The organism is Persicobacter sp. CCB-QB2, from assembly GCF_001274635.1.
GTDB classification, from domain to species: domain Bacteria; phylum Bacteroidota; class Bacteroidia; order Cytophagales; family Cyclobacteriaceae; genus Persicobacter; species Persicobacter diffluens.
The window spans coordinates 2,910,433-2,933,036 of record NZ_LBGV01000001.1; the positions used below are offsets into that span (position 1 = coordinate 2,910,433).

General features: G+C 43.2%; 21 protein-coding genes. 9 read left to right on the forward strand and 12 right to left on the reverse strand.

Features of this window, described 5'->3' with window-relative positions; genetic code table 11:
* Window positions 1-234: 234 nt before the first annotated feature.
* The 5 genes from hemC to NG22_RS12850 form a co-directional block, all read right to left on the reverse strand.
* Window positions 235-1,158: a hydroxymethylbilane synthase gene (gene hemC, locus NG22_RS12830; protein WP_053406089.1), complete on the reverse strand. Its 924-nt coding sequence runs from the start codon at window positions 1,156-1,158 to the stop codon at window positions 235-237.
* A gap of 10 nt (window positions 1,159-1,168) precedes the next feature.
* Window positions 1,169-2,293: a DNA polymerase III subunit delta' gene (holB, locus tag NG22_RS12835; protein WP_053406090.1), complete on the reverse strand. Its 1,125-nt coding sequence runs from the start codon at window positions 2,291-2,293 to the stop codon at window positions 1,169-1,171.
* A 165-nt stretch (window positions 2,294-2,458) separates the two neighbouring features.
* Window positions 2,459-3,547 (reverse strand): putative sugar nucleotidyl transferase, encoded by a 1,089-nt coding sequence (locus tag NG22_RS12840; RefSeq protein ID WP_367379237.1) that lies wholly within the window; start codon window positions 3,545-3,547, stop codon window positions 2,459-2,461.
* A 138-nt stretch (window positions 3,548-3,685) separates the two neighbouring features.
* Entirely contained in the window at window positions 3,686-3,934 is a 249-nt protein-coding gene (locus NG22_RS12845; RefSeq protein WP_053406091.1) for a type B 50S ribosomal protein L31, read from the reverse strand.
* Between the two features lie 30 nt (window positions 3,935-3,964).
* Window positions 3,965-4,198 carry a hypothetical protein gene (locus tag NG22_RS12850; RefSeq protein WP_053406092.1) on the reverse strand — a complete coding sequence of 78 codons (234 nt, stop codon included), beginning with the start codon at window positions 4,196-4,198 and terminating at the stop codon, window positions 3,965-3,967.
* A gap of 142 nt (window positions 4,199-4,340) precedes the next feature.
* Between NG22_RS12850 and clpB the strand changes: the two genes are divergently transcribed.
* Window positions 4,341-6,956: an ATP-dependent chaperone ClpB gene (gene clpB, locus NG22_RS12855; RefSeq protein ID WP_053406093.1), complete on the forward strand. Its 2,616-nt coding sequence runs from the start codon at window positions 4,341-4,343 to the stop codon at window positions 6,954-6,956.
* Between the two features lie 285 nt (window positions 6,957-7,241).
* The gene (locus tag NG22_RS12860; protein ID WP_053406094.1) at window positions 7,242-7,850 is read left to right on the forward strand and encodes a hypothetical protein; all 609 of its coding nucleotides are present in this window, start codon (window positions 7,242-7,244) and stop codon (window positions 7,848-7,850) included.
* A 54-nt stretch (window positions 7,851-7,904) separates the two neighbouring features.
* Here the strand turns inward: NG22_RS12860 and NG22_RS12865 are convergent, their stop codons facing one another.
* Complete coding sequence (locus NG22_RS12865; protein ID WP_053406095.1) at window positions 7,905-8,264, reverse strand: T9SS type A sorting domain-containing protein; 360 nt, start codon at window positions 8,262-8,264, stop codon at window positions 7,905-7,907.
* Window positions 8,265-8,476: 212 nt separating this feature from the next.
* Here NG22_RS12865 and NG22_RS12870 point away from each other — a divergent pair, with 212 nt between their 5' ends.
* Complete coding sequence (locus NG22_RS12870) at window positions 8,477-9,643, forward strand: BamA/TamA family outer membrane protein (protein ID WP_053406096.1); 1,167 nt, start codon at window positions 8,477-8,479, stop codon at window positions 9,641-9,643.
* Between the two features lie 292 nt (window positions 9,644-9,935).
* Here NG22_RS12870 and NG22_RS12875 read toward each other — a convergent pair whose 3' ends face one another.
* The 3 genes from NG22_RS12875 to tgt all read right to left on the reverse strand — a co-directional run bounded on the left by NG22_RS12875 (window position 9,936) and on the right by tgt (window position 13,142).
* Window positions 9,936-10,865, reverse strand: a complete 930-nt coding sequence (locus tag NG22_RS12875; protein ID WP_053406097.1) for a DMT family transporter — start codon at window positions 10,863-10,865, stop codon at window positions 9,936-9,938.
* Between the two features lies 1 nt (window position 10,866).
* A complete protein-coding gene (locus NG22_RS12880) occupies window positions 10,867-11,943 on the reverse strand; it encodes an LptF/LptG family permease (protein WP_053406098.1) in 1,077 nt (358 codons plus the stop codon).
* A 68-nt stretch (window positions 11,944-12,011) separates the two neighbouring features.
* Window positions 12,012-13,142, reverse strand: a complete 1,131-nt coding sequence (tgt, locus tag NG22_RS12885) for a tRNA guanosine(34) transglycosylase Tgt (RefSeq protein ID WP_053406099.1) — start codon at window positions 13,140-13,142, stop codon at window positions 12,012-12,014.
* Window positions 13,143-13,288: 146 nt separating this feature from the next.
* On the opposite strand from tgt, the gene NG22_RS12890 reads away from it, so the two are divergent.
* From NG22_RS12890 to crtD, 5 genes are all read left to right on the forward strand, one after another.
* Entirely contained in the window at window positions 13,289-14,467 is a 1,179-nt protein-coding gene (locus tag NG22_RS12890; RefSeq protein WP_053406100.1) for a glycosyltransferase, read from the forward strand.
* Window positions 14,425-15,039 carry an RNA polymerase sigma factor gene (locus tag NG22_RS12895; RefSeq protein WP_053406101.1) on the forward strand — a complete coding sequence of 205 codons (615 nt, stop codon included), beginning with the start codon at window positions 14,425-14,427 and terminating at the stop codon, window positions 15,037-15,039. Before NG22_RS12890 ends, NG22_RS12895 begins: the two co-directional genes overlap by 43 nt.
* A gap of 103 nt (window positions 15,040-15,142) precedes the next feature.
* Window positions 15,143-15,778 carry a 16S rRNA (guanine(527)-N(7))-methyltransferase RsmG gene (gene rsmG / locus NG22_RS12900; RefSeq protein ID WP_053406102.1) on the forward strand — a complete coding sequence of 212 codons (636 nt, stop codon included), beginning with the start codon at window positions 15,143-15,145 and terminating at the stop codon, window positions 15,776-15,778.
* Between the two features lie 5 nt (window positions 15,779-15,783).
* Window positions 15,784-16,506 (forward strand): CPBP family glutamic-type intramembrane protease, encoded by a 723-nt coding sequence (locus NG22_RS12905; protein WP_053406103.1) that lies wholly within the window; start codon window positions 15,784-15,786, stop codon window positions 16,504-16,506.
* Between the two features lie 63 nt (window positions 16,507-16,569).
* Window positions 16,570-18,045, forward strand: coding sequence for a 1-hydroxycarotenoid 3,4-desaturase CrtD (crtD, locus tag NG22_RS12910; protein ID WP_053406104.1), 1,476 nt, complete (start codon window positions 16,570-16,572; stop codon window positions 18,043-18,045).
* A 47-nt stretch (window positions 18,046-18,092) separates the two neighbouring features.
* On the opposite strand, the gene NG22_RS18220 is transcribed toward crtD, so the two are convergent.
* The 3 genes from NG22_RS18220 to NG22_RS12925 form a co-directional block, all read right to left on the reverse strand.
* The gene (locus NG22_RS18220) at window positions 18,093-19,586 is read right to left on the reverse strand and encodes a transporter substrate-binding domain-containing protein (RefSeq protein WP_053406105.1); all 1,494 of its coding nucleotides are present in this window, start codon (window positions 19,584-19,586) and stop codon (window positions 18,093-18,095) included.
* A 412-nt stretch (window positions 19,587-19,998) separates the two neighbouring features.
* Complete coding sequence (gene ahcY, locus NG22_RS12920) at window positions 19,999-21,306, reverse strand: adenosylhomocysteinase (RefSeq protein ID WP_053406106.1); 1,308 nt, start codon at window positions 21,304-21,306, stop codon at window positions 19,999-20,001.
* Window positions 21,307-21,383: 77 nt separating this feature from the next.
* Window positions 21,384-22,145 (reverse strand): biotin--[acetyl-CoA-carboxylase] ligase, encoded by a 762-nt coding sequence (locus NG22_RS12925; RefSeq protein WP_072159079.1) that lies wholly within the window; start codon window positions 22,143-22,145, stop codon window positions 21,384-21,386.
* 53 nt (window positions 22,146-22,198) lie between these two features.
* Between NG22_RS12925 and rsfS the strand changes: the two genes are divergently transcribed.
* On the forward strand, window positions 22,199-22,567 hold the full coding sequence (gene rsfS / locus NG22_RS12930) for a ribosome silencing factor (RefSeq protein ID WP_053406108.1): 369 nt from the start codon (window positions 22,199-22,201) through the stop codon (window positions 22,565-22,567).
* Window positions 22,568-22,604: the final 37 nt, after the last annotated feature.

Sequence of the window (22,604 nt, forward strand, 5' to 3'; positions counted from 1 at the left end):
AAAAGACACGAAAATCATTCAATCGACTGACTTCAAAGGCCGCGCAAGGCACAAAATCCCACAAAACAACAGCTTTGCTGTTCCGTTAAATAGCGTACGTTTAAATATCAAAAAACTCAACAAAAGATTATCCCAGAGGGTAACAACCTCCAACCAAAAAGAATTCAAAACAGATAAAGTACAAAAAAAGGGAAGGCTCACGCCCTCCCTTAAATTTAATTATTGATCAAATACCTATAATTGTGCCTTAATCTCTTTCAGCATCTGATCCCCTCCCTGGCCGATTAAATCCTCCGCCACGGCAGTTCCCATTTCTTCCACAGCCTCCGGTGCAGTCATCGCAGAGGCTTCAATTTGCTTCTCGCCCTGCAGGCCAATAATTCCACCCACAAGCTTCACCTGTACTCCTTCCCATTGCGCCAGCCCATACACCGGAACGGAACAACCGCCTTGTAACCTCCTCAAGAATGCGCGCTCGGCCAATAATAATTTTTCGGTAGGTTCGTGATTTAGACACTCCCGGATTTTTGCACGCAATGCAGGATCCAGCTTCACAGAAGCTTCAATCGCCACAGACCCCTGCCCCACGGCCGGCGTAAAACGATCCAAAGGTAATTTCTCCACGATCAAATCATCATATTCCATGCGGTGAACACCGGCATAAGCCAAAAGTAAGGCATCACATTGGCCCTCTTCCATTTTTTGAATCCGGCGCTGCAAATTTCCACGAATCGGTACAATCTCAATATGCGGATAATATCGGCGAAGGGTCGCTACTCGACGATTAGAAGAAGTACCCAATCGGAATTTTTTACCGCTGTCCAGCGTCAGGGATTTATCCTTGGAAACAATGACATCATTCGGTGTTTCGCGCTCACTAAAGGAAATCAACTCAAAGCCTTCCGGTAGCTCCGACTGCATATCCTTGGCACTGTGCACTGCAATGTCAATGCGCCCATCATTCAGCTGCTCTTCAATTTCCTCGGTAAACACCCCCTTGGAGCCAATCTTATGGATAGAAACATCCAGAATTTTATCTCCCTTGGTTTCAATCGTCACGATTTCGGTCTCCAGCCCTCCTTTTTGCAAGGCATCCTGTACAAAATAAGCCTGCCAAAGGGCCAGCTTACTTCCTCTTGTTCCTATTCGAACCTTCATATATCTATAGTTATTGTCCTCTCAAAATGCTCGCTATTCTCAGCGATAGGTTGAAAAAGGTGATCTTGGCATTGGCATTTCTTTCCAGATGATAAGCCGCATCACCAATCAGGCGGTTAATCCACTCTACCTGCTCCATATTCATCACCCGGGAAAAGCGGCCTACGAAATCCTGCCCGCCCTGATTCAACGCCTGCAGATCCTGCGCCCCATAATGCTGTAAAAGTGATGCCCGCATGATGCTCATCCCATACTGCAACATCCCCTGCTGGCGCAATTTATTGTATTTGGCAAATGCTTCGGTCAGTTGCATCAGTTGAGCGAAGTCCCAGGAATAGCACAGCCGCATCCACTGACGGAAAAGCTCCTGACTGTCCTCTTCTCCTTCCTCTAAAAGCGCCATTGCTTCCGGCACCGTCTCGGCAATTTGTGCCAATTGCATGGCCCTTTCTTCAGATGCTCCTCCATCCCTTTGCAATATTTCCTGCAGTTCTGCCGGAGAATAATGAGGCACTTTCACCATCTGCGTTCTCGAACGGATGGTACCGATTAATTGCTGCTCCTGATTCGTCACCAAAAAGAACAGGGTGTTCTTTGGTGGCTCTTCAATGATTTTCAATAGCGCATTGGAGGCCGCGATATGCATTTTTTCGGGTAACCAGATGATCATCACCTTATATTCCGCCTCATAGCTTTTCAGGGCCAAAGATCGGATAATGCGACGTGACTCCTCCTTGGAGATATTCACCTGCCTGTTCTCCCCGCCAAAGGCGGCCACCCAGCCTGCAAGTGTTGGATGTGCCTCGCTGGCCAAATACTTCCGAAAATCCGGCAGAAAGTTATCACTCACCACATCCTTACCAACAAACTGCTTGGTGGCACTTACCGGAAAGGCAAAATGCACATCCGGATGCGCGATGTTTTTCATTTTTTGACAGGAAGGACACTCCCCACAGGCATCGCCTTCCTGTTTGTTGGTACAGTTTACATAGGTCGCCATGGCCAAAGCCAGGGACAGCTGACCTCCACCTTCCGGGCCGGCAAACAATAATGCATGTGCCAAATGGTTATTCGACACTGCCTTTAATAGCCTTTGTTTGATTTCGGCTAAACCGATGATATCCGCAAACTGCATAAAAAAATCTTATTCCAATTTATCTCAGAATTCCTGAGTTATTCTATTATTTCTTTTCCCAAACCCGGTGTGGCTTTGATTCCTCAAAAACCCTCGCCAGAATTTTAAAATCTGCCTCACTAAATTCCAGGCTACGGCGAGCCATCACCCGCTTTGCCACCTCTACTACCCGGGGCAATGCAAAAGTAGAAAATCCACCATGCCCTCCCAAGAATAAGAAGGAATATAATTTCGCGGATAACCTTCCCCGAAAACATTGGCCCCTACCCCTACCACCGTAGCGGTATTGAACATGGTATTAATCCCTGCCTTGGCATGGTCTCCCATGATTAAACCCAAAAACTGCTCGCCGGTATTCACAAAGCCATCCTTTTTAAAGGACCACACTTTACAGGGCGCATAATTATTTTTAAGGTTCGAAGTGTTGGTATCCGCTCCCAGATTACACCATTCTCCCAAAACAGAATGCCCCATATAGCCGTCATGCCCTTTATTGGAATAGCCAAAGACCACGGAAGTATCCACCTCTCCGCCTAATTTGGACCATGGCCCGACAGTGGTATTGCCTCGCATTTTCGCTCCCAGCATTACCTGCCCATGCTCGCATAAAGCAAAAGGACCTCTGACAATCGCCCCTTCCTGAATCACCGCATCCTTACCAATATATATTGGGCCGGCCTCGGCATTTAAAGTAGCATCTTTAATATCCGCGCCTTCTTCAATGAAGATATTTTCTTTGGCATATATCCGCGTATAGGGATCCGTGATGGCTTGAGATTTTCTGCCTGCTGTTACCAGCTGAAAATCTTCCTTTATTTCTTTCCCATTACGGGTATAAATATGCCACACTTCCTCCACCAAATTATATTCCCCATCAAAAGGCACCTCCACAGAACCCTCCACCGGATGTACACCGTCAAAATTCGCCAACTGGCTTTCCGAATATACCGCGGCTAATAACTGCTCCCCCGACATTAAGCTTGCCCCCTGAGGTAATTCCTCCAACGCTTGCACCAAAGCAGCATTGGGGCAAAGCGCTCCATTAATAATAAGATTGGCTTCCTCTGCCACCCAAAGTGGAAACTTCTCTTGCAGATAATCTGCCGTCAAAAAGCTTACTTCTTCTTCCAGATGTTTTTGCCACTTCTCAGCAATGGTCAAAATTCCAATACGGATACCGGCCGTCGGGCGGGTAAAGGTAAAAGGCTTCAGGGCAGTCCGAATTTCGGGCTGATCAAATAGGATGATATTCATTTACACACAGTTTTGGGTTGGCCCTTTGCACAGTTGGCCAGCACCCATTCACAATTTCAATAGGGCAAAAATAAAAAAGTCTCCTTGATTTGCACCAAGGAGACTTCTGTTTCTTCAAGCGAGACGCGCCCGCAGGAATTAGTTTTTCTTTCCGTACTTTTGGTAGAATTTATCCACACGACCAGCAGTATCAACGAAGATGTTCTTACCAGTGTAGAATGGGTGAGATGCAGAAGAGATCTCGACCTTTACCAAAGGATATTCTTTTCCGTCTTCCCATACGATAGTCTCAGCTGTCTCTACAGTAGAACGAGTCAAGAATTTAAAGTCAGATGATTGGTCGTGAAAAACCACTTCTCTGTACTCAGGATGGATTCCTTTTTTCATGATCTTATATTTTATTATTTATATTTTCTTTTATTCTTCTTCAAAAGGAGTGCAAAAATAGGAAACATTATCGTAAGGCACAACCCTACTGACATTTAATTGATTAGTAATTTTCCTTTTCCACTCCGCCCAAATGTTAAGGATTTGGGAATAATCAGCCTGCAAAGTTAACAAAAGTTTACGCAAGGAAAAACGGATTGATTCGGAAATCTGCCACAATTTCTCTCTACTGCCGTTTTTTACTGAAATTATTTCAGGCTCCATGACTCAGCTGCGACATTTTCACCGACTTTTTGCCGAAATTTCAGTTGAAGCGACAATTTTTCAGCCATCAACCTACTGGAACACAGATTGATCAACATTACCTGAGCGCTTCAACGATCAACAAAATTTAAATGGAAGAAAAATGAATTTAAATCAATATACCATTAAGTCGCAGGAGGCATTGCAGAAGGCCGTTGAGTTGAGCCAATCGAATGGACAACAGGCCATAGAGCCTGCACATTTACTCAAAGCAATTCTTTTGGTGGATGAGAATGTCTCCAATTTTGTATTAAAGAAATTAAGCATAAACCGTTCGCAGCTAGAGGAGAAACTAGATCAACAGATTGCGGGCTTTGCCAAAGTAAGTGGCGGGCAACAATCCTATTTCTCCAATGAGGCGCAACAGATATTAAATCAAGCCCAGAACAGCATCACCGAATGGGGAGATGAATATGTGGCCATTGATCACCTTTTGGTAGCTTTGGCCCAAAGTAAAAACCCCACCGGTCAGCAAATGCGGGATTGGGGCATGGATGCATCGGCGCTAAAGAAAGTATTATTGGAACTTCGGGGCGGCAATCAGGTCAAAGACCAGAATGCCGAATCGAAATATAAATCACTGGAAAAATACTCGAAGAACCTGAATGAGCTGGCCAAAGCCGGAAAAATTGATCCGGTCATCGGTCGTGATGAGGAAATTCGTCGGGCCATTCAGATTCTTTCCCGTCGTACGAAAAACAACCCCATGCTGACCGGTGAGCCCGGTGTAGGGAAAACGGCAATCGTGGAAGGGATGGCCAAAAGGATTGTGGATGGTGATGTACCGGAAAACCTAAAATCCAAGCAAATCATTGCCCTGGATATGGGACTTTTGGTGGCCGGGGCCAAATATAAAGGTGAATTTGAGGAACGATTAAAATCCGTCATTCAGGAAGTGGCGGCTTCTGATGGGGAAATCATTCTCTTTATTGATGAAATCCATACCCTGGTAGGCGCTGGTGCCGGAGGTGATACCGCCATGGATGCGGCCAACCTGTTGAAGCCTGCCTTGGCCAGAGGGGAACTGAGAACCATCGGGGCTACCACCACGAAGGAATATCAAAAATACATTGAGAAGGACAAGGCGCTGGAGCGCCGATTCCAGACCGTGATTATTGATGAACCTACAGTCGAAGACACCATTTCTATTCTGCGAGGGATCAAGGACAAGTATGAATTGCACCATGGGGTGCGCATTAAGGATGATGCGGTAATTGCGGCAGTGGAACTTTCAAATCGCTATATCACTGAAAGATTCCTACCCGATAAAGCCATTGACCTGATGGATGAGGCGGCTTCCAAATTACGTATTGAAATTGACTCCCTGCCTGCAGAACTGGATGAATTGCAACGCAAAATTATGCAGCTGGAAATTGAGCGTGAGGCGATTCGCCGGGAAGGAGATAAGGACAAAGAAAGTCAGCTGAACAAAGTAATCGCCGAATTATCCGATGCGCGCAATACCTTAAAAGCGCAATGGGAAAATGAAAAATCCGTGATCACCAGCATTCAGGCGGAAAAAGAAAATATTGACCGGCTGAAATATGAAGCAGAACAGGCGGAGCGTTCCGGCGATTTGGGCAAGGTCGCCGAGATTCGATACGGAAAATTACTGGAGGCGGAAAAGCGGTTGGAAGAGGCCCAAAAACAAGTAGAGGCTTTGGAAAGTGAAAACACGCTTTTAAAGGAAGAAGTCTCCAGCGAAGACATTGCGGAAGTGGTGGCGAAATGGACCGGAATTCCTGTATCAAAAATGTTACAAAGTGAAAGAGAAAAACTTTTGCATTTGGAAGAGGAACTGGCCAAAAGAGTAGCCGGCCAACATGAAGCCATTAACGCCATTTCGGATGCGGTGCGCAGGAGTCGCGCCGGATTGCAAGACCCCAAGCGCCCGATTGGTTCCTTCCTTTTCATGGGAACCACCGGAGTTGGGAAAACCGAGTTGGCGAAAGCCTTGGCAGATTATCTTTTCGATGATGAAAACGCCATGGTGAGAATTGATATGTCAGAATATCAGGAGCGTCATGCGGTTTCGAGACTGGTCGGAGCGCCTCCGGGATATGTTGGTTATGATGAAGGTGGACAATTAACGGAAGCGGTTCGCCGCAAGCCTTATTCAGTAGTGCTTTTGGACGAAATTGAAAAAGCGCATCCGGATGTCTTCAATATTCTGTTGCAGGTACTGGACGACGGACGTTTGACCGATAACAAAGGCCGCATTGCCAATTTCAAAAATACGATCATCATCATGACCACCAATATGGGTGCGCAGGTGATTCAGGAAAATTTCGCCAGCATTAATGATGATAACTATTTTGACGTCATTGAAAAAACGCAGGAGCAGGTCCTGAACTTACTCAAGCAGATGGTCAGACCGGAATTCCTTAACCGAATTGATGAAACCATTATGTTCCATCCATTAAGTAAAAAGGATATCCGTAAGATTGTCAATATTCAGTTTGAGGAGATCAAACGCAGATTACGAGAGAACAATATCGAAATCGAAGCCAGCGTCGAAGTACTGGACCGCCTGGGAGAATTGGGTTACGATCCTTCCTTTGGCGCCAGACCGCTAAAAAGGGTGATGCAAAAAGAATTATTGAACCCCTTATCCAAGGAAATTCTTTCCGGAAGAATTAAAGCGGAAGGTGTGGTCAGTATTCAACTTTCAGACCAACTGGATTTGGTCTTTGAAAATATCAACCCCCTAAACCTGTAGCCATTGGTACAGAATATGCTATGTACTAGGAGGTTGTGTTTTAAAAGCTTTCTCAATTTCTAAAGAAATTTGAGGCTTGGGACGTGTTATTTTACACGTCCTTTTTTTATATATGCCGCCCTTCCCTCCAGGGAAAAATCAATCAATCCGTCCTCCAATTAAGCTAAAAAAATCATAAGCAATTCCACGAAAATCTTTCTTTAAGGGAAAATTTGGATATATTGGAGTATTAATTTAAAGTATATCATTATATTCGTATTTAAGTGTACCTATATTAAGCAACCTATGAAAAAATTAGTACTTCTTTTTTCTCTTTTCTTCTGTGTTGGTTTAGTTGCTACTGAAGCGCAAGCACAACTTTCCAAAAAGGAAAAAAAAGAGTGGAAGAAAAAACTCAAACGCGTTACCCCTGAACAATATAAGCAGTTGACCGAAGATTACGCAAAATTGCAAGGTCAGGCAGGTAAGTATGACTCTCAAATTGCTTCTCTAGAGAAGAATGTTGCCGAGCGTGATGCCAGAATCATGGAATTGACAGCTGAAGTTGAAAACAAAGATGGTCAGATCTCCGCTATGCAAGAAGAAAAAGCCGCTTCTATTGGTTCAGCACCAGCAAAGTCTTCTGCATCCGTGGATGGTGTGATTTTTAAAGTTCAAATTGGTGCTTTCAGAAATAAAGACCTTTCGAAATATTTCGAACAGCATGAAAACTTCTCTGGTGAAACAGATGCGGACGGTACGCAGAAATTCACTTTGGGCCACTTCGTGGATTACTGGGAAGCGGACACTTTCAAGAAATATCTGAGAGAGATGGGCGTAAAGGATGCCTGGATTGTTCCTTACAAAGATGGTCAGCGTGTAGCGATCAAAGACGTATTGGAAGGCGCTATTTAATAAAAAAATATGAAGTCAAAAAAAAGCAGTGCGATCTAATCGACACTGCTTTTTTTATTCCTTCTTGATCCGAATTGCTTTATTAAAGCGTGTTTTAGGATCTTTTAATACAAGTAAATAATATCCCGGCTGAAAATCGTGGGTATCAATTCGGTAATACCTGTTTTTGATCACCTCTTCTGCATCAATCTTTATATTATTCCCGATAATATTAAAAACCTCCATTTCCAGAGAATTCACATTGATATTATCGAGTTTTACGTGTAAAACATCATTGTTCGGATTGGGATAAACCTCTACCCGATCATTGACGGTTCGAAGGCCTAGAGGCAATGCATTCTCAGTTTGGGCGAAAGCCGTCAAACTCAGAACCATCGTAAAGGCCAACATAAAAAGTACCTTTAGACCATTCATTGAATTTATTAGTTAAACATTTTTTAAAAAGAATCGGCAATTTCCGTTCCTCACTAGCAAATATGCTAATTTATACGCACATTATTGCACCCCATTGAAATAAAAAGGTGATTATCACGCTTATCTTCACAAAATTTAACAATTAAGCAAAAGCTTCTTACCTTTGCAGGCTCAAATTTACGGATAAACACCTCATTCTGGGTCAATTATACATGCATCGAATATTAGTTACAAGCCTCTTCATTTTAACCTTTTTTCACCAAATCGCTTTGGCGCAGGAGGCAGAAGCTGTTGATGAAGTGGGAAAAGCAAGCACTGGCGTTGGGTTGGTGGATAAAGTTTTGAACCTGGTCGATTTATTTTCCTATGAAAATGAAAAGGTAGCGCTTTCGGCTTATCCGGCGGTGGCCTACAGTCCTCGGGATGGCATGCGAATGGGAGGGCTGTCCATCATTAAAATCAAAAATAACAACAATCAGGAAGATTGGTATCGCCCCACCCTTTTAATGCCGCAACTTACCTGGTCTACCAAAAATCAGGTCAAGGCGGAATTGGGTTATGACGTTTATTTGAAAAAATGGAACCTTCAGGGAAATATTAATCTGGCATTATTGCCCAATGATGAATTCTATGGCATTGGAGCAGCGAACAGCTCCGAGCAATTCACCCTTTACACCTCCAATTCCTTCAGCTATAATGCCGAATTTAATTATATGCTGCGACAAGAGTTAATGGTGGGTTTCGGAATGAACTATATGCACCAGACGGTTGCAGACATTGACAATCCCGAGATATTACCCATATCCACCCCGGGTTACGAGGGCGGAAACCTGATCGGCTTTGGCCCTATTTTGCGCTGGGACACGCGAAACAATAATTTCTACCCTACTTCCGGCCACTGGCTCAATCTACAAGCCTCCTTTTATACGCCGGGACTTAGTGATTATCAATTCAATTTATTCACCGCCGAGATCCGGAAGTTTTTTACTATTGTGGACGAAAAAAACATATTGGCACTTCAGGGAAGAGTAGACATTACCGATGGAGAGGTGCCCTTTTTTCTGATGCCCGGCATTGGCGGGAGCAAAAGATTAAGAGGAATTGACCACTTCAACCGCTATTTAGATAATAATGCCTGGTTTGCTCAGGTAGAATTTCGCCGGCATTTATGGTGGCGATTCAGCGGAGCCACCTGGGCTGGTGCCGGACAAACCGCTACTCATGCACATCAATTCAGCCTTCAGGAGGCGCAGTTTGTGGGTGGTGCAGGCCTTCGTTTTCAGGCCACGGAAAAGGATCGCCTGAATGTTCGGGTAGATGTAGGATTCGGCTCCGGGGGGCAAAAAGGAATTTACCTTTCCATACTGGAAGCTTTTTAAGCCGAATGATGCATGCTTAACCCGGATTAATCATGCTTCAATCCCCCTTAGCTGCAAGGCGGAAAAAATGAAGGAATAGTATCCTATTTAGAGTTTTTCCCAAGGAAGCAGATGAATGAGGAGAAAGCAAACTTGCCCAAATTTGGGCTATAAAAAAATCAGCAGACGCGAACGTAATGAATTGATAATAAATCTATCAAGACGGATAACTAAATCTAGCGGCGAATAATTCGGCTTAAAACTAAAAAAAGGGAATGCATTGCGCACTCCCTTTTTTGTAACTTCTTTAGCTTCAAACCTCCTGAAGCCTTATTTTTTCTTTTTTATGCTTTCTCCGCTTATCCCAGTTTTTCAATAAGGGATAGCACAATACAGATAGCAAAATCATCGCTGTTCCGATGTAGAACTGACTGCTCATTTTCTCCTCTGAGCCCAGAATCAGGACCGCCAGGGTAATACCATAAATCGGCTCCATATTCACGGTAAGATTCATCATGAAAGGGGTAACGGTACGCATCACCTTCACGGAAGCCGTATAGGCATAAACGGTACAACCCAGCGACAATATCATCAACCAACCGAAATCAGCCCATCCACCCCACATTCTCAATATATTTCCCTCCGCAAAAAAGGTCACATAAATTGGCAGGAATAGCACGGTGAAGCCAAAGGCACCTACCATTTCATAAAGGGTAATGGTCGCTGGTTCGTATTTCCCGACAAATCGCCCATTACAAATCGTAAATAAGCTGGCTGCAATGGCTGAGGCAATCGCCACCATTAAACCCCAAAAGTGCGTGAATTCAAAACTAAAAATTACATAAAGGCCCAACAGGACAAATATCCCCAATAGCACCTCATACCAGGCCACTTTTCGCTTATTGATCATTGGATCCAGTAAACTGGTCCAAAAAGCACCGGTCGCAATTCCTGCTAATGAGACCGAAGCGGTAGAAATTTCCGCCGAGGCAAAAAACAAAATCCAGTGAAAACCGATTAAGGCACCTGCCCCCAACAAGTGGTATTTCGCCTTTTTAGTCAGCGCCTGTAGCCGCTTACGCTGTGCCAGTAAAATATACATGGCTACTGACGCAATCAGCGTTCGGTAAAATACAATCTCTACGGCGGGCAAAGTGATCAATTTCCCCAACACTGCCGTGAAGCCCCACACAAATACGATAAAGTGGAGCATCAGGTAATCCTTTACTGCGTTCTGTTGCATTTTATTTAGGCACGGTTCGATATAAATATACCCCAATACATCCAAAGACGATATTAGGAATCCAAACAGCGATAATCGGGGTTAAGGTCCCCTTTTCCGCCAAAGTTCGGCCAAACATAAAGAAGATAATGTACACAAAGGCCAATACGAAACCAATCGCAACCTGTACGCCAGTCCCTCCACGCGCTTTTCTGGCAGACACCGTAATTCCGATAAAGGTCAGGATCAGAATGGCAAAAGGAGAGGTATAGCGCACAAATTTCTCAATTTCGTATTCCTTCCAGGTCTCAGAACCCCGGGACTGCAAATCGGCAATGGCCATATCCAGCTCTGGAAGCGTCAGGGCTTCATATTCCTTTTCCTGATTTTCGAAATATTTCGGCAAAAGGTTAAAGGCAGAATCAAGCTCATTCCCCTTGGTAACAATTTCCTCCATCCCATTGATTTCCCTTTGCTGCCAATTATAGAGCGTCCAGCTTTCCTTTTCCCTATTCCACTTCATTCGGCGAGCGGTCAGTTTGGATTTCAGTTCATTGCCTTCAATCGTTTCCAAAGTCACCCGATAACCCGTATTGGAACTGTTATTGTACGATTTTAGATACAAATAGGACTCCGGTGAAAGCTTAATGTGTACATGCTGATCATCAAAATAAAACTGACGCTCCAAATAAGCCCGTTCAAATTCCAGTCGGGATTTGTTTGAATTCGGAATCAAATAAGCATTGGCAAAAAAACTGACTACTGCCAAAAGTGTCGCCCCCACAAAGTAAGGGCGCATAAACCGCTTAAAGCTCACCCCACTACTTAAAATCGCAATGATTTCAGTATGACTGGCCAGTTTAGAGGTCACGAATACCGTGGTGATAAAAACCATGAGTGGGGTAATGAAATTCCCCATATATAGCGCAAAATCCCCATAGTAAGCCAGAATTTCCATCATCGGCAGCTTATTCTGCAGGTATTTATCGTTCTTCTCGGTCATATCGATAATACAAATTACCGACACCAATACCATCACGACAAACACATAGGAGGTCAAAAACTTTTTGAGGATATAGCGGTCAAGAATTTTTAGCATGAGCTTAAAAAAGGTTGAGTGGGCAATTTAAATTACCCACAATAAAAATCGAAAAGATTCAAGGCCTATTACAATCGACGGCTCACCTTTTCTACCATCACATTTTTCCAACTGGCAAATTCTCCGGATTTGATTTTCTCACGTGCCTGCCCTACCAACCACAGGTAGAAAGTTAAATTGTGGATAGAAGCAATTTGGTTCGCCAATAATTCCTTCGCCGTCACCAAATGGCGCAAATAAGCTTTCGTATAGAAAGTAGACACATAACCTCCAATATTCGGATCAATCGGAGAGAAGTCGTCCTTCCATTTTTCATTTTTAATATTGATAATGCCCTCAGAGGTAAAAAGCATACCGTTACGCGCATTACGCGTAGGCATTACGCAGTCCAGCATATCCACCCCTAAAGCAATACTCTCCAGAATGTTAGCCGGCGTCCCTACTCCCATTAAATAACGAGGCTTGTCTTCTGGCAAAATATTCGTTACCAAATCCGTGGTTGCATACATTTCTTCTGCCGGCTCTCCCACCGAAAGTCCTCCAATGGCATTTCCTTCACGGCCTTGCTCCGCAATAAATGTAGCCGACTGCTCGCGCAAATCTTTATAGGTTGATCCCTGAACTATCGGGAACAAAGTCTGGCTATAGCCATATTTCGGATCAGTGCTGTCAAACCGATCAATACAACGCTTCAACCAACGGTGTGTCATTTCCATGGAATCTTTCGCATAGCGGAAATCACAAGGATAAGGCGTACACTCATCAAAAGCCATCATAATATCGGCACCGATCGTACGCTGAATATCCATCACGCCTTCCGGTGTAAACAAATGCTTGGACCCATCGATATGAGATTTAAAAGTCACCCCATTCTCCTTAATTTTTCTGGTTCCGGAAAGTGAAAACACCTGATACCCGCCACTATCGGTCAAAATAGGACGATCCCAGCCATTGAACTTATGCAGTCCGCCCGCCTGTTCCAGTATATCCAATTTCGGACGAAGGTACAGGTGATAGGTATTTCCCAAAATAATCTGCGCCTTTACATCCTCCTTCAACTCCCGGGTGTGTACCGCCTTCACGGATCCCGCCGTACCTACCGGCATAAAGATAGGAGTTTCGATTTTCCCGTGATCGGTGGTGATCACCCCGGCACGTGCTTTACTCTTGGGGTCTTTTGCTTCTAATTCGAACTGCATGCGTTTTTCTATTTATCGATCAAAGATGAGCCCTCTGAGGAGAACTATCTAAAATTTCCATTACCTTTAAACGAATGAAGCAAGGAAATATACTAATCATCCTATTTCCTATGCTTTGCCGTTTAACCGAGCAAAATTAACGCTTTTTGGAAGATATTATTGAAAAATACTCGGGGAATCCCAGCCTTTTTTTTCTTTTAATCAGCTGGTTGATCGCCGGAGGGATACAAATGATTTACCATGGCCTGCTGTTTAGCAGAATTTGGTGGCAAAAGCCCAAAAATTCGCCCGGGCCCTCCCTTCCCAAACTCAGCCTGATTGTTGCAATTCACAATGAGGAAAAAAATCTTCCTGAACTTCTGGAACAACTCCAAAAACAAAAATATCCGGAGGATTGGGAGCTATTATTCGTCGATGACCGATCAACAGACAGCAGCAGGAAACTACTGTTGGAGCAAAAAAAATTCAATTCTCATTTAAATATTATTTCCATAAATGAGACTCCAGCAGGCAAAAGTCCCAAAAAATATGCAATTCAACAGGGAATCCTACACGCCCAACACAATCATATGGTCTTCACTGATGCGGACTGCCGGCCCGCCAGCGAGGATTGGCTCTTCCTTATGGCCTCTAAGTTCCAAAAAAACATACAATTCGTATTGGGATACAGCCCGTATAATTTTCATAAGGGATTTTTGAATTTATTTATTCGTTTCGAAACACTTTTAAGCGGGATTTCCTATCTTTCACTTGCAATGTGGGGAAACCCTTATATGGGAGTAGGTAGAAATTTGGCCTATCAAAAAGGTTTTTTTCTCGACCATGGAGGGTTTAGCAAGCATGATCAAATTCTCAGTGGAGACGACGATTTATTGGTCAATGAAATGGCCAATAAGCACAACACTGATTGGGAGATTCATCCAGCCGCTTTTGTTTATTCCAAACCTAAGGAAAGCTGGAGGGCATTTATCCATCAGAAAACACGTCACCTTTCTGCTGGAGTGAAATACCGATTTACCGACCGCCTGCTATTAGGGTGCTGGGTGATCAGCAAAGTCTTTTTCTGGCTATTGCTGCCCCTGAACCTTTGGCATTTTGGTTTATCAATAAATTTACTGGCATTTGGGCTACTTGTAGTTGCAGTGATCAGTATCAATATTAAATTGTCTGCAGAAAGACTCAGAGAAAAAGTTTCGATCTGGAGCATCCCAATTTTAGACCTGCTATACGTCTTTTATTATGTATTAACAGGACTGCGAACACTTTTTATCAAACAAACTCAATGGAATCATCACCAAGAAAGACATTTTCAGCAAAAGCATTAGAGGATTTCAAATTGATTGACCGAGCTGTAGAGGAGGGAGATCAGCAAGCTTATGCTGATCTGATGAAAAGATATAAAAAACCGGTTTATCATATCATCCTGAAGATGATCCGCAACGTGGATGATGCGGAAGATCTGACCATTGAAGCTTTCGCGAAAGCGTTCAAGAACTTACACAAATTTAAAAAGGACTATACCTTTTCTACCTGGCTGTTTCGCATTGCGACCAACAATGCCATTGACTTTATCCGTAAGAAGAAACTGGATACTTTAAGTATTGAGTCTACGTATAAAGATGATAATGGCGAAACAGTGGGCATAGAGGTGAGAGATGGTTCTTTGAATCCACAGGAAGAGGCGATTAAAAGTCAGAAAATCGAACTGGTACAAATGTTCGTGACCAAGCTTCCTCCTAAATACCAGCGACTGGTACGGCTTCGGTATTTTCAGGAATTATCCTATGACGAAATCGCCAAAGAGCTGGGTTCCCCACTGGGTACGATTAAGGCCCAACTGCACCGCGCCAGAGAATTACTGTATGACCTGGTAAAAGGGAACGAGCATCATATTTAATGCAATTTCGCATTCGATTTGTAGGACAAGCAGGTAGTTTCTACCTTTGCATAAATTATACTGAAGGAGAGTTTATTACTCTCCTTTTTATTTAAATAATGCAATGGAACATACTGTCGATATTATCTTCAAATATTTCCCGGAGCTTACAGAGAAGCAAAAGGAGCAATTCAGCCAGCTGAAGGATTTATATTTTCACTGGAATAGTCAAATCAACGTCATTTCCAGAAAAGATATAGAGGAGTTGTATGTACGCCACGTGCTGCATTCCCTGGGAATAGCCAAAGTGATGGGCTTCCGCCCGGGAGCACATGTTTTGGATGTAGGAACCGGTGGTGGTTTTCCAGGTATTCCCTTAGCGATCATGTTTCCAGAGACTAACTTCCACCTGATTGACTCCATTGGGAAGAAAATCACGGTAGTGCAAAATGTTGCGGAAGCCCTGGGATTGGATAATGTAAAGGCGGAGCAAATTCGAGCAGAGAAGGTCAAGCAAAAATACGATTTTGTGGTCAGCAGGGCGGTAACGCGCATTAAGCCATTCTTTAATTGGGTACGCACCCATTTCAAAGACGAATCTTTGCACCCCTTATTCAACGGTATTTTGTATTTAAAAGGGGGAGATCTCAAAGAAGAGATGGCCGAATTGAAGCGTCCTTATCGCGAATATGACCTGCCAGACTTTTTTGAGGAGGATTTCTTCGAGACGAAGAAAGTGATTTACGTAGAAGTGGAATAAGCATCATGAGTACAATTTTTTCTGAGGGAGAAAGCTTAAAGCATTTTTGGAAAGCCCCTCGTGATATTTACCAGAAAGAAGATTTTCAGACTGCTTTACCAAAGGTTTTAGGAATTTACCTGATGATGTGGATTCCTATGTTTTTGGTAATGGGTGTATTATATACTTTAGAGTCGAAGGGCATAGTGGATAATTTAGATAACCATGCCATTGAGCAGTTTCTGGAAACCATGCCCTTTGCGGTGGTCTTTGTTTTAGCCGGAATTGTTCAGCCCACCCTGGAAGAATTAGGCTTCCGCTTATTTCTCCGGCCCAAATACGCCGGCATTTCCTTTTTCATTTGGATCGTTTTCCTGGCAGCCATTTGCTTTCAGTCACTTCCAAAAAATTTAGCCATAGTACTCATCGGTGCTTTGTCGGTTTTCCTTTATTTCTATTTTTCCGACTGGCGACACCGGCCGGAGGTGATCTGGGGAAAATATTTCAAAGGACTATTCTGGTTGTCCGTGTTTTCTTTTGGGTTGGCACATGCCGTAAATTTTGTAGCGGTGGATGTTCCCCTATGGGCAATTCCTTTAATGGTTCTTCCCCAGATTGTAGCGGGTTACTTCCTTGGCTTTACCCGACTCCGCTTTGGAATCAGCTGGGCAATTTTCTTTCATTGCCTCCACAATTCTCTTTTACTGCTCGGGTATTTGATCAATGAGCATTATTTACATCTGACCTAAGCTGATAAAGCGGTATTAATTTTTTAATTTATACCGCTTTATTTTTTTAAAAGGAAACCTACTATGAACAAAATAGGCATTATTGGTGCCGGAGTTGCAGGACTTTCGGTCGCCATCCGCTCAGCCATCAAAGGAGAGGAGGTACATGTTTTTGAAGCCAACGCCTATCCGGGCGGCAAGCTCTCCGAAATCAAATCCGGTGAGTACCGCTTCGACGCCGGGCCTTCCCTGTTCACCTTGCCTGAATTAGTAGATGAACTTTTTGAACTGGCAGGCGAAAATCCCCGCGATCATTTCGAATACAGCCGAATGGATCCTATTTGCAAATACTTCTATGAATCAGGACTGGAGATTACGGCTCATGCCGAAGTGGAAAAATTTGCAGGGGAAATCGCACAGAAAACTAAAGTTCCCTTTCGGCAAATCATGAAGGGCATGAAAAAAAGCCAGGAACTTTACGAAACGCTGGCCCCCTTGTTCATGTACAAAAGCATTCACAAAGCCAAAACTTACTGGAGTCGAGAAGCTTTCAATGCCTATCCTAAAGTTCCCAGGTTAAATTTCCTGAGAAGCATGCATCAGGAAAACCAACATCTGTACGGGAATAAGGAAATTATTCAACTTTTTGACCGTTATGCCACCTATAATGGATCCGACCCTTATCAGACGCCTGCCACTTTAAATATTATCCAGCATTTGGAACACCAATTAGGAGCTTATGCCCCAAAAGGTGGGATGATTGCGATTACCAAGGCGTTGTTTGAGCTGGCCAATAGGAAAGGCGTTCATTTTCACTTTAACCAAAGAGTGGAAGAAATTCTGACAGAGGATAAGCTGGTAAAAGGGATTGCCACTGACCAAGGACAATATAAATTTGATGCGGTGGTCAGTAATATGGATATGGTCAATACCTATCGAAAACTATTGCCTCAGGCATATGCCCCGAAATTCCTTCTGAATCAGCCGAAATCAAGCTCAGCACTTATTTTCTATTGGGGCATCAAAAAGCAATTCCCACAGTTAGGCGTACATAATATCCTTTTCTCCAAAAATTACCGGGAGGAGTTCCGGCAGCTCTTTGATCAAAAAAGCATTTTCGAGGATCCAACCATCTACATCTGCATTACTTCGAAATATGAACCTGAAGATGCACCAAAAGGCTGCGAAAACTGGTTCACTATGATTAATGTCCCCCATAATCAGGGGCAAGACTGGGATCAACTCGTCAGGGAGGCCAGGGCTCATATGATTCAGAAAATCAATCGACAGCTCCGAACCAATATCGAGGAGCTCATCGAAACAGAGGAAATTTTGGACCCCAGAGGCATAGAAGACAAAACCAGCAGTTTTGCCGGGGCCTTATACGGGAACAGCTCCAATAATATGTTTGCCGCTTTTTTGAGACATGCGAATTATTCCTCCAACCTTCAAAACCTTTTCTTCTGTGGGGGCAGCGTACACCCGGGAGGAGGTATCCCGCTTTCCATACTGAGCGGTAAACTGGCAAGAGAGTTTATGGATGAAAAGCTGCCCGCTTAGAATCACCCAAAATTTAACGGCCTCCCAAAATGAGAGGCCGTTAAATCTTAACTCGGTATAAGTTGTTGGTAAGAATCGTACCTTTTCAAAATGCTTTTTACATAGGTCACCGGTTCTCTTCCCCGACAATAGCCAGATTTCACTACCGGATCTTTATAAAAGGTTGCTTCCGATTTTTTTAATAAGTAAAACTCCACATTGTCCTCCCATTTTTCCGGATCCTTTCCATACTTTTTCGCCAATCGCTGTGCATCCAACACATGCCCTTGTCCGGCATTATAAGAAGCTAAAATAAACTTAATCCGTTCTTTGGGGTCTTCTATTCTTCTCGCCCAGAATTTATTCAGCCAGTTCAAATACTCGGTTCCTGCGGCTATATTTTCCCCGGGATTATAAAGATCGGATTCATTTTTCCCAAAAAACTTCGCGGTATTGGGCATCACCTGCATCAGCCCCTGCGCCCCCATCCAGGATTTCGCCTGCGGATCAAAAAGGGATTCCTGATAAATCTGAGCGGCCAGTAATCGCCAGTCCCAACGGATATTGTATGCTCCTTTTTTAATCATTTCATCATATGGACTCAGCCGGTCACCATTGATGGTCGAGAACTGCGAATCATTACGCATTTTAAACCTTCTTTGATCCATATAATAACGGTTATAGATGCCGTTAAAACTGAAAGTCGTTTTGATATGTCTCAACCACTCATTTGTCGCCGTCAATAATTCAGGACTATTCTTGCGCATGGCCCAGGCCAGCTTTTGAGGGGCATCAATAGCTACTTCTGTATTCAAATTCCCAAAATAAATCGCATTGGAATTGGCAATGTGTGCATCAGAGATCGTGTAATCAATCTTCCCCTCCGCCACTTCCCGAATCAATTCTTCGGCAGTTTTATCTACAATTTGAACTTGTACTGGCTCTTTACAAATTAAAGAAAGCTCATATAGCATATTGGAGAATACCGTATTTCTCCCCACATATACTTTCTTCCCGGCCAACTGCTGGCGTTTCACCACAAATTCCGTGGGAGATAAGGGCGTGGTAGGGTTTTTTCGTCCCACTTCACGCTGTACCAATACCGGAGGCTCTTCCCGCATGGTTCCGGTGAAGTTGACCAGCATCTTCCTTTCATTGGTTTGGGTTAAATTATGGGCAATAATATCACCCTCTCCTTCATTCAGCATCTTTAAAGCTGCTTCAAAGGAATTCGTTACCCTGATTTTAAGATCTACATCCAAAGATTTCGATAAACTCTGTAGCAACTCATACTCATAACCACGAGGAGTACCTTTGTAAAGATAAAAACTGGTAGAGTTACCAAAAAGAATCGCCGTCAAATGTCCCCGATCGCGAATATCGTCCAAATCCACATCCACCATAGGAGCATGTTTCGCTAAGCGCTGCTCTAAGGTCTCCGTCTTCGACGTATCGGAATTAGTTTGTTTACAGGCGGTAGGAATCATCATCATGATGGCCGCAGTGTAAAAAAACCTCTTGCTCCGGTTTACTGACTCAACAAAGTAATTGGCAAAGTTCATAGATCAATGTTTTCGAGTACTGGCCCTTTCCTCCGTCCGAAGAAAAAACTGATATTTGGTGATTAAACTCATAATTGTTAAAATTCAATCAAATCTCACTAAGGAGCTAAATATCGCGCACTCACCCTTCTTGCAATTATACGCAAAAAGACCACCAAACTAAGGTACCAAAAACACAACTAGCACAAAATCAACATGAAAATGCCTTTTAGATGATTAAAACACATTTTTTTCTAGTATAAATTTTAATTATATATTACCTCAAGTTCTATAGACTAATTCACTGACTATCAATATAAAAAAAGGAGCCCCAAAATGGGACTCCTTTTTATAATTATGTCAATGCAATTTAACGCATGTTTAATACCAAACCATCCGGAACGAATTAGGGCTTTTCAACATGCTGTTCGTCTTAATATCTATAATACTCAGGCTTGAATGGGCCTTCTACCTTAACGCCGATATAGTCTGCCTGATCCTCAGAAAGCGTATCTAATTCCACTCCGATTTTTGCCAAATGCAAACGTGCTACTTTCTCATCCAAATGCTTTGGCAAAGTGTAAACTTTGTTTTCATAAGCATCGCTATTGGTCCATAGCTCAAGTTGCGCCAAAGTTTGGTTGGTAAATGAGTTGGACATTACAAAAGAAGGGTGACCAGTAGCACAACCCAAGTTCACCAAACGTCCTTCAGCCAGAATAATTACCTCTTTTCCATTAATGGTGTACTTGTCCACCTGATCTTTAATGGTATCTTTAGTATCACCATAAGTGCCGTTCAACCACGCCATATCGATTTCATTATCGAAGTGACCGATATTACAAACAATGGTTTTGTCCTTCATTGACTCAAAGTGACGACCCACGATGATATCTTTGTTACCAGTAGTGGTTACCACGATATCCGCCTCTTTCACAGCATCGTCCATTTTCTTTACTTCAAAACCTTCCATGGCTGCCTGCAAAGCACAAATCGGGTCAATTTCCGTAACGATAACACGAGCACCTGCACCACGCAATGATTCTGCGGAACCTTTTCCTACATCACCAAAACCGGCAACGACAGCTACTTTACCCGCAATCATCACATCAGTTGCACGACGGATACCATCTACCAAAGACTCACGACAACCGTATTTGTTATCGAATTTCGATTTTGTCACCGAATCGTTCACGTTAATCGCTGGTAATACCAATGAACCATTGCGCTCGCGCTCGTATAAACGGTGTACACCAGTAGTGGTCTCCTCTGAAAGTCCTTTGATTTCGTTCACAAACTGAGGGTAACGATCCAATACCATATTAGTCAAATCACCTCCATCATCCAAAATCATATTCAATGGCTTGCCATCTTCGAATGCAGTCAAAGTTTGCTCGATACACCAATCAAACTCTTCCTCATTCATTCCTTTCCAGGCGTAAACCGGAATACCCGCAGCAGCAATGGCCGCAGCAGCATGATCCTGAGTTGAGAAAATATTACAAGAAGACCAAGTTACCTCAGCACCCAATGCTACTAATGTCTCAATCAATACGGCCGTCTGGATGGTCATGTGCAAACAACCGGCAATACGCGCACCCGCTAAAGGCTTTGCGGCACCATATTCTTCACGAAGGGACATTAGACCCGGCATTTCCGCCTCCGCCAATTTAATCTCTTTTCTTCCCCATTCAGCTAAAGTAATATCTTTAACCTTGTATTTTAAACCTGATTCAATCATATGTTTTTATAAAAATATAGTTTGATTTCGCTTAAATTAAATTCAATTACAACACGCTTTGTTTCAATTCAGTACACTTATTCTTCCAAAGAGAGGAACTTGATTTCTTTAAACTGATAACGCTGCAACTTTCCATTGACTTTCAGTACCAGTGGGCCCTGATCCTCAACATCTACAATTTCTCCCTCAATTACCTTACCATTTAAATCCTCGTAGCTGCAGACTTGCTCATAACCATACAAAGCGTTGAGGTAGTCAGTTTTAAGCGCCTGCTGCCTTCCCATGGCTAAGTTAGTATACTCCTGCTCAATGGATTGTAATATTAACCTTAAAATCTCCTGTTTGTCAAATGGCTGTCCACAAATCATGGCGAGAGAAATGGCCCTATCCAGCTCAAATTCAATCTGATTCACATTTAATCCAATTCCGATCACCGACCACTCCATGCGGCCCTGTTTGATCACGTTTTCGATCAGTATACCACAAATCTTTTGTTTGCCAACCAGAATATCATTGGGCCATTTTAATTGAAGCTCATCTTGGGGAATGTATTGCTTCAGCACCTTGTAGATGCCCAGGGCAATCACCATACTCAGATAGAATTGCTCCGAAAGGTGAATAATCTCTGGTTTTAAAGCGATTGAAAAGGTCAGGTTAGCCCCAGGCTCAGATTCCCATCCATTTCCTCTTTGTCCCCGACCCGCCGTTTGATCCTCCGTCACTATGACACTGCCATTTTGCGTGCCATCCTGCAGGGTCATTTGCATCAGAAGACTATTGGTTGACTGACATGTTGGCAGAAATTTGATTTCTTTTCCTATTCTTATTTTTTTTGCCAATTTTTTGCGGAGTGAATTATAATTATATTACTGCGCTAATTTATATACATCGAATGGAAGAAAAAAATAACTTATCCTCCGAGGAGCTGAGCCAGTTAGTCGTGATGGGGATGCTGGAAAAGAAAGCCAGCAATGTGGTGGTCATGGATTTGAGAAAAGTGGGCAATGCAGTAGCTGACTTTTTTGTAATTGCTTCGGGTAGTTCAGATACCCAGGTAGAATCCATCGCCAAATCAGTTGATGAGGAAGTATTCAAAAAGAACAAAACCAACCCATGGCACCGTGAAGGAATGGACGGCAGAGAATGGGTACTACTGGATTATGTAGATGTAGTGGCGCATGTTTTTAAAAAAGAGACCCGCGAGTTCTACGATCTGGAAAATATGTGGGGAGATGCAAAAATTACACGAATTGATTCTTAATGAATCTTCTCTAAGCATACTTCATAAAGTTGACAGC